Source organism: Colwellia sp. BRX8-4 (assembly GCF_014077345.1).
Classification (GTDB): domain Bacteria; phylum Pseudomonadota; class Gammaproteobacteria; order Enterobacterales; family Alteromonadaceae; genus Colwellia_A.
In genome coordinates, this window is record NZ_JACGVS010000016.1 from 97,121 (window position 1) to 116,146 (window position 19,026).

Annotated in this window: 8 protein-coding genes and 1 pseudogene; 7 read left to right on the forward strand and 2 right to left on the reverse strand. The window is 39.3% G+C overall.

Going from position 1 to position 19,026, the window contains the following annotated elements; genetic code table 11:
* Both H4J56_RS14070 and H4J56_RS14075 read right to left on the reverse strand, forming a co-directional pair.
* Window positions 1-1,590, reverse strand: a complete 1,590-nt coding sequence (locus H4J56_RS14070; protein WP_259364630.1) for a tryptophan halogenase family protein — start codon at window positions 1,588-1,590, stop codon at window positions 1-3.
* An 83-nt stretch (window positions 1,591-1,673) separates the two neighbouring features.
* Window positions 1,674-4,685 (reverse strand): TonB-dependent receptor, encoded by a 3,012-nt coding sequence (locus H4J56_RS14075; protein WP_182214111.1) that lies wholly within the window; start codon window positions 4,683-4,685, stop codon window positions 1,674-1,676.
* Window positions 4,686-5,239: 554 nt separating this feature from the next.
* Between H4J56_RS14075 and H4J56_RS14080 the strand changes: the two genes are divergently transcribed.
* The 7 genes and pseudogenes from H4J56_RS14080 to H4J56_RS14110 form a co-directional block, all read left to right on the forward strand.
* Complete coding sequence (locus tag H4J56_RS14080; protein WP_182259502.1) at window positions 5,240-7,378, forward strand: pullulanase-associated domain-containing protein; 2,139 nt, start codon at window positions 5,240-5,242, stop codon at window positions 7,376-7,378.
* A 273-nt stretch (window positions 7,379-7,651) separates the two neighbouring features.
* Window positions 7,652-11,842, forward strand: coding sequence for an alpha-1,6-glucosidase domain-containing protein (locus tag H4J56_RS14085; protein ID WP_182214115.1), 4,191 nt, complete (start codon window positions 7,652-7,654; stop codon window positions 11,840-11,842).
* A 213-nt stretch (window positions 11,843-12,055) separates the two neighbouring features.
* Window positions 12,056-14,860 (forward strand): pullulanase-type alpha-1,6-glucosidase, encoded by a 2,805-nt coding sequence (gene pulA, locus H4J56_RS14090; RefSeq protein ID WP_182259503.1) that lies wholly within the window; start codon window positions 12,056-12,058, stop codon window positions 14,858-14,860.
* Window positions 14,861-15,454: 594 nt separating this feature from the next.
* Window positions 15,455-16,354 (forward strand): 1-acyl-sn-glycerol-3-phosphate acyltransferase, encoded by a 900-nt coding sequence (locus H4J56_RS14095; RefSeq protein WP_182242875.1) that lies wholly within the window; start codon window positions 15,455-15,457, stop codon window positions 16,352-16,354.
* A 186-nt stretch (window positions 16,355-16,540) separates the two neighbouring features.
* Window positions 16,541-17,446, forward strand: a complete 906-nt coding sequence (locus H4J56_RS14100) for a prenyltransferase (protein ID WP_220465955.1) — start codon at window positions 16,541-16,543, stop codon at window positions 17,444-17,446.
* Window positions 17,447-17,855: 409 nt separating this feature from the next.
* Window positions 17,856-18,599, forward strand: a complete 744-nt coding sequence (locus H4J56_RS14105) for an MBL fold metallo-hydrolase (protein WP_182214123.1) — start codon at window positions 17,856-17,858, stop codon at window positions 18,597-18,599.
* Window positions 18,600-18,720: 121 nt separating this feature from the next.
* Window positions 18,721-19,026, forward strand: a pseudogene (locus H4J56_RS14110) (transposase); the annotation flags it as partial.

Here is a 19,026-nt window from a genome sequence, read left to right on the forward strand (position 1 = left end):
TTATTTATTAATGAGCTTGTCATTAATAAACTGTTGATGATCAGCAAAATTTACTGAACAGCGTTGAATAAACTGGTCTATATGCGCTAAGTCATATTTATGTGCTGCATCAAGAGCCTGCTCGCCAAATTTTTCGGCAAGTTGTTTGTCTTGTGATAACTCAGGAAAAATACCGTAACCGGCAAGCATAGCATGCCAAGAAACTGGTGGGTAAAAACTCACCATACCTGGTTGAATTAGGGCTTTGTTTAAATCATCACCCGCGACCCAGCACTGTACTATTTTCTTTAAATTGTTAGATATATTGGGATTTATGCTATTTTTTCGCCAGTACTCGGTGTCGTCACGCGAACTCAAGCGATAATGAGCGACAATATAATCACGAATGCCATCAAAACGATGATTCATTTTTTCATTAAATCTATCTTGATAAATATTGCTGTACAGACCGAGAGAGAAATCATCAATAAAACCTTCAATACTCTCTTGGACAAAATGTAAAGCGGTCGCTTCAAGGGGCTCAATAAAGCCTTGCGACAAGCCAATAGCGACACAGTTTTTGTGCCAATGTTGTTTGACTCGCCCTACTTTCATTTTTAAGTGACGAACGTCTACGGCTTCATCGACCAATGAAAGTTTTTCTCGTAACTCAAGCTCTGCTTGTTCGCCAGTACAGTGCTCTGAACTATAAACATAGCCGTTTCCAGTGCGGTTAGTTAGCGGAATATCCCACGCCCAACCACATTTCATCGCAGTAGCAATAGTTTGTGAGTTAAGACCTTGCTGAGCGTTTTCATCTCTTGCTACAGAGATGGTCACAGCACTGTCATTAAATAAGTTATCTTTAAAACTGATAAAAGGTACTTTTAATGTTTTTTGTAAAAGTAGGCTGTTAAAGCCTGAGCAATCAACAAAAAAATCACCGGCAATGACCTCGCCGTTATCGAGTGTTAACGATTGAATGTCGCCAGCATCATTTACGTTTACCTCATCAACTTGCGCCAAAATATGCTTAACACCTTTTTTCTGCGCAACTTTTCCTAAAAACTTCCCCAATAAAATGGCATCAAAGTGATAGCCATAGCCAATATCGAAAGGAAAATTATATTCGCCAACCGCAGATTTTTTTTGTTTAGCTAATTGTGCAGACAAAAAGAAACGATCAGGATGACAATCGACGTTAAAGCCTTTACGACGATACTGAGTGTTATAGACAAAGGCAGGAGCCGTATGGGCATCGATAAGCGAAGTAAAAGGATGAAAATAACTTTCAAAACCTACTCGTGTTGACCAGCCATTGAATAATATGCCATTTTTATAGGTCGCATTGCATTGCGGCATCCATTCTTGTTCGGTGACACCTATTTTGTCAAAGAAGCTTTTTAATTGTGGTGTAGAGCCTTCACCAACACCAATAACACCGAGCGAAGGAGATTCAATTAACGTTATTGAAACGGGGTGGTTTTGCCACTTTTTAGCCATTAAATTAGCGGTCATCCAACCTGCAGTACCACCACCTAAAATCACCATGTTAAGTTTTTTTGGGGAAGTGCTTTGTGCTGTTTTATCTGGGTAGGCTGAATTTATCATTAATTTTTACTGCTTAAAAAATTACCATGACTATCGACAAATAAAAAAGGTGTGGTTTCATCCACACCTTTTTAAGTTTTCATTTACATTGAATAATTAATACCAAAGTAAACCGTGCGGCCAAAGTACTGAATTGTTCCGGTACGTGAAGTATCACCAAAGTAAGAAATATTCGGTTCGTCTGTTAAGTTATCAACAGAAACGACTCCTTGTAGATTCTCAGTAAAGTTATACGACATTTGTGCAGAAATAATCGTTTCTTCTTGGAAATACGCTGATTGTGAATCACCAATCGCAATTTGACGACTCAAGTATTCTGCGCGATGACGAGCACTAACACGCGCGGTGAACAAATCTTCGTAATCATAAAAAAGTGTTGCACTAAATACGCGTGGTGATAAACCTTCGATTGGACCTGGCTGACCATCTTCACCCGGTACATTTGACGGACGTTCGATTTCACTTTCTGTGTAAGAAAAATTGATGTTAGCGCCTAAGCCTTTCCACATATCAGGTAAAAAGGTAAAAGTTTGCGTATATCCAATTTCAATACCACGAATATAACCTGCCTCTGCGTTATTAGCGGCGTGTGAATAAGTGCCATTTTCCCAAACGAGTGGTTCGCCAATGGGCTCCCCAGTTTCGCTATCGTACTCAGCATGCGTCTTGTCATCAGGGATTGCTGGTACAGCAATACCATTAGCCTGATAATCAAAATTCTTATCTGTGGTTGTACCTGGCATGTTTTCAATGTCTTTGTTCCAAATAGCAAAAACAAACGCGCCATCGGTTTCAGAGAAATAATGCTCATAAGAAATATCGATTTGATCTGCATAAAACGGACGTATTGACGGGCTAGTTGAACTGTCTAAATCAATATAGTTTCGACCGTCATCCGCTGAATTAAACCTAAAGTTACCGCTGTTAGCCATTGATGGCATATCTGGACGTGACATAACTTTTGAGTAAGCAAAACGTAATTGGTCGTCTTCAGACAATTGAATATTCAAATTTAAAGATGGTAATAAATCATTATAACTTTCGCTGACTGTTTCACGGCGGAATTCGTCGCTTGTACCGCCAACATCATCATAAATTACATCACCATTACCCGCTCCCACATTGACTAAACCTGTGCTGCTTTGTTTAGAGCCAACATAGCGAAGACCTACATTGCCGCTTAACGGTAAACCAAACAGTTCAGCGTTTAGGTTTAATTGCACATAAGCTGCGGTAACTTCTTCTTCAACAATATTATTTTGAGTCATTGTCCAGCTATGATTCCAGTCACGTACTGGCGTACGATCAACATTTGGGATCCAAGCATTTAAAATATCGTTGTTGTTAACCGCTAAGAAACTCGGCATACCCGGTAAGTCACCGTTAATACTCGTTACTGTCGAGTTTTCATTGGATAATGGAAATGGAGCAAAACGTTCTGTTTCTATCGGGTTACCTTCTTCATCGGTACCTGCATAAGTGATGTATTGACCATTACGCATATTTGCGTCGGTAGTACCATATAAGAAACGACCACGGCCCAGTTCGTATTCACGTTCCGATAAACGGGCACCAAATTCAACTGAACTAAAGATGTCACTTTCAAGTTGGTAAGCGAAATCAACTCGTACAGCATTTGATTCATTTGACTCGATACTTGGATATGACTCTGCACTGGTAACCATCATGTGGTCGGTATCGGTAAAGTCTTGGTTAAAGGCTAAATCAGGGTTTTCTAAGCCATTAAGTTTATAGCTAAAGATGATGTCGTTATCAATAATAGGAGTTGCTGCGCTAGAGTCTTTAAAATAAGCCATACGCATAACTTGATCTTTGCTGGTCTCTTTACCTTGAGAATGGGCAAAATCAACGGTCATTAATAAATCATCATTAATTTCCCATTCACCCTTTAAACCAAATGAGCTTAATTCACTGTTCGTCGTATTATCATCGGCTTGTGTTTGAATATTTAAGCTACGATCAGACCCTTTATAAGGTGGCGCAATGGCATCACCATTAGGATTACGAGAGATGGTACCACCGATAAGTGCGCCGTTAGCAATAAGCGGATCGGTTAAGAGTAAAGACTGTCCTGGGCTGGCAATGTTATTTATGCCTGATATACGTAAACCACGATCCCATTTTTCTGAGTCAAACTTTGAATGAAAACCATCAAATTGGAAACGTAAATCATCACGAGGTTCCCAATTTAACGCCAAAACAAAAGCATCACGACTATCTTCACCACCACGTTCATTAACTTCAAAGCCAGATGAAACTAATAGACTTTCTGGACCGCCATCATATGTTTCTGATAAATCTCGGTCGTCAAATTGATAGTTTACGAAACGGCTCGACACAGTAGGCTGAAACATACCGGCGTAACCCAATGAAAGACCAAGCGTGTCATCTAAGAATTTGGCTTGATAAGAAGCGGTTAAGCGGCGACCAAAGTCAGCAGAATCTTCATTGCCAGCAGCGGCATCATTCCAATTTCCGTGAGCTGAAAAACGAAAGCTAGTTTCTTTTTCATTATCTAGCGCATTAGCGGTTTCTAGTTCAATAGTACCGGCAATACCGCCTTCTATAAGCGACGCTTTTTGTGATTTATACACTTGCGCTTGCTTAATTAATTCTGAAGGAAATTGATCAAACTGAACTGAGCGTCCACCTGCTGTTGAAACTTGTTCACGACCATTTAATGTTGAAAATACAAAGCCACCTGATAAACCACGGATATTCAGCTCGCTTGATTGGCCATCGATTCGTACAGAGGTAACACCTGGCAAGCGTGTTAAAGAATCGGCTATAGATACATCGGGTAAACCACCAATGTCGTCAGCTGATATCGCATCAACGACAGTGTCTGAAAAACGTTTAGTGTTTAAAGACTTAATAATACTGCCTCTAAAACCTCTAACTTCAATAACTTCTACTGCATTTTCTTTTTCTTCTAATGTTTTTGGTTTGTTAACGTTAACAGTTTGCGCTTTTACTTCTTCTTGAGCATCTTGAGCAAAACTGGGAACACTAGCAAATGATAAACCCGCAGCTATTAAGCTGAGTGTTAATATATTTGGCTTGAATTTGTTCATTGTTTCATATTCCTAATAATATGTATTATCGAGAAGCCCCTACTTACACTTGCACTATGGTTGATAACGCACAGCGAGTTGGAGTCAATTATTTTTATGAGATATTCCCTATCTATTTATGTTTCAAGATTTACGGTGACAACTTCATAGTAATCATTTTTTGCACAGTTACAACCGATTACCCATCAGCGAACTTTAGTAATAAGATGGTTCTAGAAAGCAAGTAAACTCGTTATTTCCTTTTATTACATAACCTTAAAAAATTAAAGTAAGAATAAAAGCAGATTACTGTAGGTCTTTGAATACGTATTCATAACATCAGCATTAGGTTTTATAGTCAACGCGGCATAACATCGTTCCCCAGTGAAAGGATGATGAAATTAGATTCAACATAACCTGAAGCTACTTTTTAATGGATGATTAAGACCGTTTTTTGATTACGTGACAGTAACAATATAAAGCAATAACAATTATTAAAATAAAAACAACGTACTAAGTTTGCTATATAAATAACGGCTTAGCACCTTATCAACATTTAAGTGGAGATGTCATTTATGACTGGTTATATGAAACAATTATCGTTTGCTACGTTAGCCGTATTGGTTAGTGTATTAGCAGGCTGTGGAGGAAGTGATGAAAGTAATGCTGTTACTGAATCCCCTCTTTGGTGTAAGTCACCAGAAACAATTAACGAAACAGGTAATGCATGTGAATTAGTAATTACCCCCTGTAATTACCCTGAAGTTGCCAACCCTGACACTCAACTTTGTGAAATGAGCAAAGAGGCATGGATTGATGGCTCTAACGGTATCACTATGCCCGTACCAGCTTACACACCAGCGGCAAACGAATTAGTTATTTACTTTCAATTTGAAACACCAACTGATGGCAGCGCGATAGATTATAACCTTGCCGGTTTGCACGCTTGGAATAACGCTGACTGTAACTCCTATGCAGATTTTGATCGTCCTGAAGGGACCACACCTTGGGGCTCTTCATTAGCATGGACAGGTATTGATGATAATTTTGGCGCCTATTGGGTAATGAATACTATCGATCCACCTAATTGTATTAACTTTATTGTTTACGATGCTATTGGTTCAGTTAAATTTTCAGGTGAAGATGATATTCTTGTTGATATAAGCACAGTTAATACCGGTGAATTATTCTTATTAGAAAAAGAAACCACTATCTTTCCGTTCCCAAGAACGTTTGCCTCTTTAGTTGTTCCTGGTGGCTCAACACCGGCACCTTTAGAGTGTGAAGCGCCACTTATAGCTAATGAAGCGGGTGACGAGTGTGTAACCGACCCAGATGCAGTGCCAACTATTGTTGATGGCGCAGCTGAACTTTATTTACGCGGCCTCATTGACTGGGAAACCACAGACGACAGCAATAAATTTGTTTACTCTGAAGGTGTCTACACGATGGCACTAGCCGTTACGGGCTCAGCGACAGCTTATAATTTCAAAGTTGCTGATGCAGATTGGAATGTTGTCAATGCCTTTGGCGCAAGTGAAGGTGATGAAACAGTCGTTCTTGGCGAAAGTAAAACATTGATTGCCAGTGAAGAGCTAGGTAAAAACATTAGCCTTACCATTCCTAACAACGGTAACTACCAGTTCATTTTAGATATTTCAGATACTGAAGCACCAACGTTAACCGTTATTGAAGTTGCTTATGACAAAGTACTTTATGTTAAAGGCGACATGAACGAATGGGCTAATGCCCTTCCTATGGTATATAAGGGTGAAAATATCTACACCTCTTTACATCCATTAGAAATGCAAGATTATGCCTTTAAAGTGGCTGATGCTAATTGGACTGATGCGACTAATTTCGGTATTGCTACCGAAGGTGCCGTTGTGCCACTTGATACTGCCACCACATTAGTTTTTGGTGAAGATGTTGCTCAAAACATTAATTTCACTGCCGCTGCAGCGGGTACTTATCGATTTATACTTGATGCTACCAATAAAGGTGCCCCAATATTAACAATTGAGAATGCAGTACCTTATTCAGGTCGCACTTTGTATTTAAAAGGTGACATGAACGATTGGTCAACAACACCTAACTTTGACTTTGCACTTACCGACACCACTTACGTGGTAAATGCATTGATTGATAACACTAAAAAGTATGGCTTTAAAATAGCGTCAGATGGCTGGGAAAACGATTCTACTATGGGTGCTTTTGCTGGCGAAGGTGATGTTGTTATCGGTGAAGAAAAATTATTAACCTTACCGGGTGAAGATAATATTGCCATTGAAGTGACTGAAAATAAAATATTAACCTTCACTTTAGATGCGACTGATTTTACCGCGCCTAAATTAACAGTAACCGAAGCGCCTGCCCCTTACCAAGAACGTACTATGTACCTTAAAGGCGACATGAATGGATGGGCTACCGAAGAGGCTTATATACTAACTTATGCTGCAGGTATTTATACAATAGAAACGTTATTACCCGTTCGTAGCTATAATTTTAAAATTGCCTCTGCTGATTGGGAAGAAGACTCTACGGTTGGCGGTGTTGTTGATGATAATATCTTAACCGCCGGTGAAGCAAAAACCTTAACATTACCCGGTGCTGATATTACTTTTGATGTAACTAAAGAAGCGACTTATGTCTTTACATTGAACGCAATTAACCCATCAAGACCTATGTTAACGATTACTGAGAAAACCAACTAATCAAATAAATTTACTATTGATGTAGTAAATGCATCTCATTGTAAAAACCGTGATTTATCACGGTTTTTTTATGCCTATAATTCCCTTATCAATCGTCAACAAAACGTGGCTAAACAGTAAATAAAAGGTCATTAATCTGTCTTGAATACGTATGTAATGGCTATTCATTAACCAGTCTACTCTTTAGTATGAAGGAATAATTAAAAATAATATTTATCTAGCGTAGCTCAAATGTGCAACAGATAAATATTGCATAAACCTAAGAGTGATAAGATGACAATAATTCAATTTAAAAAGGTTGCCCTTATAGCAACGGTTACCACCGCATTAAGTGCTTGTGGCGGTGGAGGCAGTGATGGTGGTGATAAAGTTAATATACCTGACAAGGTGAATAATGCGCCAACTATGACGAATTTCAGCCATGAAATTATTGAGTCATCACCTAAGGAAATCGTTTATTCATGGTCTGTTACCGATAGTGACGGCGATGCATTATCTTGTCAATTATCTCCAGGCAATGGCTTAACAACAGTGACCATCGCTGATTGTGCAAACAATACTTCAACAACCGTGACCTCATCGGGCGCAGGAAACTATCAGGCAAGCTTGACTGTTACCGACCCGAGTAATGCTAGTGCTACTGCTAGCCTGACCTTTGATATTGCTACAGCGGGATTACCAGCGCCAATAGTTACTGCAGGTGATAACGAATTAGTCATTTTCTATAACCGTGCGGACGCAACTTACAGCGATTGGATCATACATTTATGGAACAACGAGACTTGTGACGCTTATGCCAACGCCGATACTGACTGGGCAACGGGGCAAGCACAAACAGGGCTAGATCCAAATTACGGCGCTTACTGGCTTATCGATTTAAAAGCAGGTTATGGCGATTGTGCTAACTTTATTGTTCATAAAGGTGATGATAAAGACTTAGGTGGCATCGACCATCAAGCTGATTTAAGCGGCGATCGCATGACTTGGACACTATCAGGTATCAGTGATGTATATGCCCAGGCGACCTTACTTCCAACAGGCATATTAATTAACGATGTTGCTGCGCACTGGGCCAATGAAAATACCGTTTTTTGGAACGCCGGTACCAACGTAGCTAAAGTACGCATTTATAGTTCAACCACTGACGACTTAGCTTTTGATGGTGAAAACGGTATTTCTGGAGATAACTACCTTGAGTACCTCCCCGCAGCTGGTGGCGAACACCCTGCGATTTCACTTAATATGCCTCGCTATAAAAATTTAGCGGCATTTACCGCAACATCAGCATCGGTAAGTAAAGCCAAATCAATGCTTAGCGGTAAATTATTGGCAATTTCATATGCGAGTGACGATTCACTTATCGCCGCAACTTACCTACAAACACCCCGTATCTTAGACGCTTTATATACCTCAGCAAATAACGATGCTAACGAAGCAGATTTAGGTATTCTTTACAGTGCTAGCGAGATAAGCGCTAAACTTTGGGCACCGACAGCACAGCAAGTTACCCTTAAGGTGTACAACGCAAGTAAAGCTTTACAGTCAAGCCATACGATGTCCCTTGACGCAGCAACAGGTATTTGGTCATTTACCGCGCCAAACACAGTAGACCGCTTATTTTATCGCTATGAGTTAACTGTTTATCATCAACAAAATCAGCGTATTGAAACAATTGAAGCCACAGACCCTTACTCGGTTTCTTTATCAACCAATGGCGATTTTTCTCAGTTTGTTAATTTAGCTGATAGTGATTTAAAACCCATCGGATGGGACAGTCACACCGTTCCTAAAGTTGTTAACCCTGAAGACAGTGTTATATATGAAGGCCACATACGTGACTTTAGTATTTTAGACGCCAGCACCCGTGTAGAAAACCGAGGTAACTACCTTGCCTTTACCGAAGAAACCTCTGTACCCGTAACACATTTAAAATCTCTTGCTGACGCAGGCTTAACACACTTTCAACTATTACCCGCCAACGATATTGCCAGCATAAATGAAGATGCCGTTAATCGTATTAACCTTGATAATACCGTCAGCGAATTATGTGCTAAGAAAAGTGACGCGCCTGTTTGTGGTGTTGAAAATGCTAGTGATACATTAGCCGAGGTATTCGCCAGTTACGACCCGACCAGCACAGCTGCACAAGCGCTTGCCGAATCATTGCGAGGCTTAGACAGCTTTAATTGGGGTTATGATCCTGAACACTTCACAACGCCCGATGGTAGTTATTCATCAAATCCTGATGGTGTCGCTCGCATAACTGAAATGCGTGCGATGAACCAAGCTTTGCACGAAATGGGCTTACGTGTTGTTTTAGATGTTGTTTACAACCACACTAACTCTTCGGGTTTATGGGAAAACTCAGTGCTTGATAAAGTAGTACCCGGTTACTATCACCGCCGTGATTTAACCTCAGGTAATGTTGAAACAGCAACTTGTTGCCAAGATACAGCGCCTGAACATGAAATGATGCATAAACTCATGCAAGACTCATTACTTACTTGGTCACAAGCCTATAAGTTTGATGGCTTTCGTTTTGACATTATGAGTAATAATTCAAAAGCATCGATTTTAAGTGCTCGCACCGCTGTACAAGCAATAGACACCGACAACTATTTCTACGGTGAAGGTTGGACGCGTGATGATAAAGGCTATCAACAAGCGGATCAAAATAATATGACGGGTTCGCAAATCGGTACGTTTAACGATCGACCTCGCGACATTATTCGCAGTGCCTCTTTATTTAAAAGTGCTGGTAGTTTAAATGACCAAGACATTATTCGCTTAGGACTTGCTGGTACCCAAAAAGATTATCAACTACAAGATAAGAATGACAACATCAAAGCGGGTAGTACCTTTAGTAAGCCTTCTTACGGAAAAGACCCTGCCGACATCATTAACTATGTCTCAAAACATGATAATGAAACCTTATGGGATCAACTGCAATATGGCATTGAAACCGAAGTTAGTCTTAATGATCGCGTGCGCATACAAAATATTGCCGGGACTTTGCCGTTAATCAGTCAAGGTATTCCGTTTTTCCAACTGGGTGGTGATTTACTGCGCTCAAAATCAATGGACCGAAACACTTATGATGCCGGTGACTGGTTCAATAGAGTTGATTTCACTATGAGTACCAATAACTGGAATGTCGGCTTGCCACTTGCGCAAGACAATGAAAGTAAGTGGTCGTTGATGACAGCACTGATCAATAATAGCGAAACAGCGCCACAAGCCAGTGATATTGAATTCTCATCAAATATATTTAAAGAGTTTTTGAGTATTCGCGCCTCAAGCCCTTTGTTTAGGTTAACCACGCAAGCTGATATTAGTGCACGTTTAGGTTTTCATAATACCGGTAGCGAACAGACTCAGGGCTTAATTGTGATGAGTATTGATGATGGTAACGGTCTAACTGACCTTGATGAGAATATTGATGCACTTGTTGTGGTGATAAACGGCACTGCATCCGCGCAATCACAAAGTATTTTAACTGCGACCGGCTTTGAGTTGCACAGCGTACAACAAAGCTCTGCCGATACTAATGTTCAAACAGCATCATTTGTTGAGGCTTCAGGAAAAGGCACCTTCACTGTACCTGCGTTAACTACTGCAGTCTTTGTAAAACCACAAGCAATGGCACAAGGCGTTGGTTTAGCAGCAGATGCGACCTTAAATGCGCCTGACCCCGCCCCTTATGGCGAGACAAGTATTTACCTACGTGGGTCAATGAATAATTGGGGTGACGACGGTTTAACAGCAATCGATATGTTTACTTATCAAGGGAACGGCGACTATGTGATTGATTTCACCTTAGCGGTTGGCACGCATATTTTTAAAGTGGGTTCTGATGATTGGGCGGCGGTAGACCTCGCCTTTAGTGATGTCACCTTCACTGATAACTCAATAACAGCATCGGCCGATAACAGTGGTAATATAGAAATAACCACCACGACTGCTGGTAATTATAACTTTAGCTTAAATGCCAGCACATCGACGCCAAGCTTAACGATTGTGACCAAAAACACCACAGTAGATTGTGCTGCTTTAGTTGATTCAAGCGACGACATTCCTTTTGATATTAATGGTAGTGGCCAACTCTTTGTTCGTGGCGATCATTCAGCGTGGAATGCCACTGAAGAGTTTCGATTACATTACAAAGGCAATAACCGGTATCAAGCCGTAGCTGAATTTGACGGGGCAATGCAATTTAAACTGGCTTCAGATGACGGTAGTTGGACCACACAATTGTGGGTACAAGAAAACGATAGTAACGATATTGAAGGGGAGAATTTAGCCTTAGGTATCAATTACCCTGTTGCTTATAATAACGCTGGCGACGCCAATAACAATACGACACTGGCGGCAGGCTCATACAGCTTTTTACTAACACTCGACAGCGCAAACCCAAGTAAAGGCTATAATGTTGGCCGTTTAGCGATACAAGAATGTCAGCCATAGTCATCAGGTAAGTTAATCGAACAGCTTAAGTACTTAAGCTGGGCTAACACTATAGAAAGCGCTGAGGATGAATATTCTTGGCGCTTTTTTATGGGTAAAATAACTTGTCAGCAGATTGGCTGAATACGTATGTAAAAATTAGAATAAACTGTTTATATTGCTGATAAATGCGTAACTTATTAACATCATTAATTTACTTTGTTATTTATCCTTATGCGTATTTCTTTAGCTCGTTTTCGACAATTAAGCCTAATCATTATCACCACGACATGTCTAAGCTCATGTCAGCATGATCAAAGTATACCAACAAGAACCCAGCTTACAGAAACGAGCGTAAAGTCAGCAGCAGTTTCCCCTTTAGTAAGCCAAGACTTTTCTGCACATTGGCTGACCCCAGAACTGCTTTTATTACCTGAAGATAATTTACATCAACAACATACGTTAACTTTTGATGATGGCGGACATATTGAAAAAGCCACACTTACGCCCTTCACAGGAGAAATAAATCGTCTGCTTATCCCCAAACATTTACGTTCATTTAATGTATTTGAGGTAAAGCTGGCTACTAATAAGATTAAAAAAGCACTGAAAAATAAAATATATGTCAGTTCTGCAAGCAAGGGCACAAATTCAAAACACACAGCACAGGTACAAACAGCTCAATTATTGGATTTTTTATTTACCTCACAAAGTAACGACGCTAATGAGCTAAATAATTTAGGGGCCACTCTCAGTAAAGATTCTATTGAGTTTGCACTGTGGGCACCGACCGCAAAACAGGTAACCTTATTAGCGTTTAATAAAGACAAGCAAGCGACGCATGTTGTGCCACTTAAAGAAGATAGCAATACCGGTATTTGGTCTGGTGCAGTTATTAATACTCAACAAGAAGTCTACTACCAGTATCAGCTGACAATATATCACCCGGCTAGCGATAAAATTGAAACATTAACCACCACAGATCCCTATTCCTTAAGCCTTTCAACAAACAGTGAATATTCACATGTTATCAATTTAGACGACTCAAAAAACAAACCTAATGGCTGGGAATTACAGCAAGATGTTTTAATTAAGAACCCTGAAGATAATATTTTTTATGAAACCCACATTCGTGATTTTAGTGCCCACGATCCGCAACTTTCATCACCTGCTGTTCGTGGAAAGTACGCCGCTTTCAGCGAAAAAAATAGCGCTGGCATTAAACACTTTAAGGATCTACAAAAAGCAGGTATTAACAATATTCATCTACTGCCCACCTTTGATATTGGTACCGCTAACGAAAATGACACACAAGTTATTGATCTAAATAATCCTATTAGCAAACTTTGCCAACTCGTGCCCGAACATAAGCTTTGTCGGCTCGAAGACCAAGAAATGACGATACAAGAATATTTAGAAACACTGCCCTCTGCAACACAGGAGCGCCAAGCGATAGTCAGTTCTATTAGAGAAATTGATAATTACAATTGGGGCTACGATCCTTTCCATTATACTGTTCCAGAGGGCAGTTACGCTCAAAACCCTGAAGGCTCAGCACGTATTATTGAATTTCGTCAAATGGTACAAAGTATTCATAATCTAGGCTTTCGCGTCATCATGGATGTCGTTTATAACCATACTCATCAAGCAGGGCTAGCGCCAACTGCTGTGCTTGATAAAATTGTCCCTAATTATTATCATCGTCTTGACCCTATCAGCGGAAAAATCGCACAATCAACCTGTTGTGATAACACTGCCACAGAAAATGTCATGATGGAAAAGTTAATGACAGACTCATTAGTTGTTTGGGCAAGAGACTACAAAATTGACGGCTTTCGCTTCGACCTTATGGCACACCAACCCAAATCAGCGATGCTTAAAGCCAAAAAAGCAGTACAAGCGGTTGATAAAGACACCTACTTTTATGGCGAAGGTTGGAATTTTGGTGAGGTAGCGAATAATCAGCGTTTTACGCAAGCTAGCCAATTAGCATTGGCTGGCACAGAAATCGGTACCTTTACCGACCGTTTACGCGATGCAGTTCGCGGTGGAGCCTTTAGCGCCAGTGGCGATGATATTCGTAAAAGCCAAGGTATCGGCAGTGGTTTAAGCACTATGCCTAATGAATTAGTGGATCGAGTCGAATCAAGAAAAGCTTATCTACTCGCCGCAGATCAATTACGTATTGGTTTAGCCGCTAATTTAGCTAACTTCCCTCTTAAAAATGCTCAAGATAAACACGTTACCGGTAAAGAAATTCCTTATGGTGACCAACCAACCGGTTATGCATTAGATCCTGCCGATACCATTAACTATGTATCTAAGCACGATAACCAAACATTATGGGACAATAATCAATACCGCTTACCTTTTAATACCTCAACAAAAGATCGCGTACGTATTCACTTACAATCACTGTCCTTTGCTATTTTCGCACAGGGCATTCCATTCTTACATATGGGATCAGAGTTTTTACGTTCAAAGTCATTCTTACGCGACAGTTACGACTATGGTGATTGGTTTAATAAAGTCGATTTTACCAAGCAAAGCAATAATTATAATGTCGGTTTACCGCCAGCAGATAAAGACCAAGCAAACTGGCCACTGATTAAAAAAGTACTGGCAAAAAATGAAGGGCGAGATATTGTTAGCCCAACTGACATAGAGTTTAGTGCAGAAGTGTTTAAAGAGTTCATTAGTCTACGCATGAGTACCTCCCTTTTTCGTCTTACCAACAGTGAGCAAATAATAAAGCGTGTGAAATTTCACAATACCGGTAAAGAACAACAAATTGGCTTAATTGTGATGAGCATCGATGATACCGAAAAATATCAGCAAGTAGATGCTGACATATCAGCGCTCGTTGTTATTTTTAATACCAGTACCACCGCTAAAACAATCAATTTTAAAGAGGCAGCACAATATCAATTGCACCCTATTCAACAACAGGGCGTTGATAGTGTTGTTAAAGAGAGTACCAGCAATGAAAACAGCTTTTTTGTTCCAGCACTAACCACCAGTGTTTTTATCAAAGAGTAATAGTGCGCTATCGTTAGCGGCTAGTAATGATTTTATTTACTTAATCGTAAAGTAAAGTCTTGCTAGCCCTACTTCTCGCCATAAACAGAAGTCCCGCCTAGATCAACCCTCTCAATGTATATCAACAATAAACTTTAAATGTAGTGAGCCTTGAGTCAAAATTTAAATATGGCCTAATAAATGTGGCTAATGTTGTGGCAAGTCTGGCTACTCCAATCTTAGCCAATGAACGCGATCAGATGACTTTAGAAGAAGTAAAAGTTGAAATTATCAGCTTGGATGTTTATCGGTTTATCTATTTTATTTTTTGTGCGGTTTAGCCCTTATAACTTGTCGCACTATCTGCTCGTTATACTCATCGTAAACAACACGTCGACTTAATAACAATTTATTTACGATATTAATTTACGATAAGTTTTCTTTTGAACAGATGGTGAACACAAGGAAATACTATCTTTTACTGTAACCTAAAACAGTATTTTAGCGGTATTTTGATGAATAAAACTACCGCCTCATATATTGATCTATCGCGTCAAATAAACTGTATAATATGCTACTATTAAATATTAACTACTCATTAAATACTATATAACTATGGCCAGAAAAAATCTTCGTATCCGTGAAAAAACAATCTTTGACGGTATTTTTAGTAAATACATTTTAAAATTCGTTTTTAGTTTTTGGTTTAAAATTTCGGGCTGGAAATTATGCACAGCCACTCCCGAAGGTGCAGGTATTACTATTGCAGCACCGCACACATCGAATTGGGATTTTGTTTATGCGCTTGGCGCTGCGATATTGCAAGATGTGAAAATATATTTTTCTATTAAAGACAGTATGTGCCGCATACCTCTTTTAGGTCGTTGGTTGATGTACCTTGGCGCTATGCCTATTGATCGTTCATCTACAGGCTTAGGACAAGTTGAACAAATCAAGCAATTTATTGAAACACAAAAAGGTAAACGAGTATTTTTCTTATTTACTCCAGAAGGTACAAGAGGTGGAGTAGCAAAATGGAAAACAGGCTTTTACCATGTTGCTCAAGGATGTGGATTACCTATTTTTTTAGCCAAAGTCGATTACCTCAGTAAAGAAACAGGTGTTTTTCACATCTTTAAACTGACCAATAATAAAGACGATGATATTCAAGCGATGCAAGCCTCTTATAAAAGTGTTTATGGAAAATATCCCACCAAACAATTTCCCCCTTACCAAGGACCCATGCCAAGCATAGGTGATAAAGAAGCGGCAATTATTCGTGCACTTTACGCCATTAACTCTATTAAAGGTGTTGCGACTAAAATGGAAATAAGTGCAAAAGCAAAAATGGGTGAACTGTCGAATACAATGTTCGATTTTTTAATTGATAACGGGCTTGTTGAACAAGGATTTTTAGAAAGAGCTGAAATTACCTACCGGTTAACTCTAGCAGGCAAAGGCTGTTATTTACATTTGTATTCGCAAGATGACTCACTTGTTATACCTAACGGATAAACGATGACTACGAAGAGTGCTTATTACCAACCATCTAAAAATTAATGCCTGTCGTTATTAAGTCTTATTAGTTACGTTAATTTGGTTTAGTAACACGTTGAAGGCTTGATAACGCCTTCAACGCCAATAACTTTGAACATAAAAGACTTTTCGCGAATATTTTACTATCTAGATAAAGGATAATAAATGAACATGACACTAACCGCTATTATTCCTTCATTTCGCCTACCTTTCTTAATATTAGCCCCTATTTGTGTTTTTCTGGGTGCTAGTATTAGTTATATGGAACAAAGTGCGGTTGATTATGCCGTATTAGCCATTGCCTTTTTAGGGGCGATCTCTGCGCACATTGCGGTTAATACCATTAATGAATATCAAGACTACGTCAGCGGATTAGATCTGAAAACAATTAGAACCCCCTTTAGCGGTGGTAGCGGTTTATTATCTCAGCATCCAGAGTTACTTCCCGGGGTAAAAAGAGCCGCGATTGTCACAACCCTTTTAACCTTTCTGATTGGTGTTTATTTCGTCACCCTTTATGGCGTAGCAGTAATTGCCTTAGTGCCGATGGGATTACTTGGATTAGCCATTATTATTAGTTACACAAAGTGGATTAATAAATGGCCCATTACCTGTTTAGTTGCCCCCGGACTTTGTTTTGGTTTACTGATGGTGGCAGGCAGCCAAGTTATTTTATCTGGCCATTTTTCAACAACACCTTGGCTAATAGGTTTGATCCCTTTTTTTCTTATTAACAACTTATTACTTTTAAACCAATATCCTGATATTGATGCTGATAAAAGTATCGGTCGAAATCATTTTCCTATTGCCTTTGGCATAAAAGCAAGCAATAGCATTTTTTTCATCTTTTCGGTGTGCTCAACGTTATTACTTGGCTTTTTTATTAGCCAAAAGCTATTACCCACAATGAGTGCAATGGCGTTTATTCCACTGGCATTGGCCTTTGTCGCTTTATATGGTGCAATAAAATTTAAAGAAAACATTGGTCAACACCCTATATACCTTGCTTACAATGTTAGTTGTGCATTACTGACACCATTAACGATAGCAATCACCGTTTTCCTTAACTAATTGTAGAAGTTGAATAACGTTGGAAACTGAAATTATTACGTTTAAGCACCGAATATACCTTTCAAAAAATTTAATCAAACGCTGAAATAGCTAACTTCTAAAATATAACTCTAAGGGCAGTAGTTGCCAAAAAAGAGCTTTCCTAACACCCTCAATCAGTACCAAAACTGTCTTATCTGATACGACAGCGGACTTTCCCCACAGATAAAAAGACGCATTGTTTGACTATAAATATTACCAATTAATCGAATAACCTGACTGGCAAAATGCCACCATTGCCGGCGTCACTATGTTGCTCTGGGATGACTGTATTTGTGCCGTGGCATTAAATAAAGATTAAAACGAGCGTTTGAATTTATGGATCAAGCTTGTTATAAGTAAACAACAAAAAACTAATGATCTTTATAAAATGAAATTGCACCAAATTGAAGGCTATATTCAATCTATTTACCTAGTAGAATATTCTGAAAAATTATTGTTACTCGATGGTTGCTGCCGTGCAGATGTCGAAACCATTCAGACTTTTATAACAGAAGAATTACAACGTCCATTTTCGGACCTTAAACTCATAGTCGTCACACATATGCATCCAGATCATGCTGGAGCAGCTCATGTATTGAGAAAAAAAACTGGTTGTAAAATTGCCATTGCTAATGTTTCTGGGCATTGGTACACAGGTGTAGACGGATTATTAATGCACTTGACCGATATGGCATTAACTCGCTGGGTTGCGAAACGTAAAAATAAACCAGCAAAAAACCTTTGGTACTCCTCCAAATTAAAGCCCGACATAAAAATAAATGATGGTGAGGTTTTACCCGGTTTTGCTGAATGGCAAGTCATTTATACTCAAGGGCATACCGATAGAGATATCTCTTTGTTACACCAACCAAGTCAACTTATTTATGTAGCTGATCTAATGGTGGAAGTAAAAGGACGATTTATTCCGCCTTTTCCCGTTTTTTATCCCAATCGCTATAAAAGCTCACTGACTAAATTACATAATCTTCAACCTAAATCCATTTTGCTTGCGCATGGCGGTGAGGTTCAACTTAGCGATGATGACTACCAACACCTCTTGTCCAAAGCTCCAGATTTACCTTTAACTCATTGGCGCTCTGTTAAAGCTAAACTGCGAAAAATATTTACATAGCTTTATAAGGTATTATTTAGTCACACAGAAATATCCCCCATTAAGCCACCCATAATAAACCGTTCAATTTTCCAACAATAAACTACACTTAGTTTACCCTCTTATAAGTGTGGTGATTGTCATGCCTAAGCCTCGTTCACAACAAATTAGTTTATCTGATACGCCGTATTATCATATTTGCAGTCAAACCGTTCGCAAAGCTTTTTTATGTGGTGTTGATAAAGAAACCGGTGTCAGTTACGAGCACAGGCGTCATTGGATTGAACAACGCATTTTTACATTATCTCAGGTGTTTGCTATTAATATTTGTGCTCACGCTGTCATGAATAATCACTTACATTTAGTCCTTCATGTTGATAGTGAAAAAGCTAACAACTGGACGACGCTAGAAGTACTGTCCCGTTGGCATAAGTTGTTTAAAGGCACC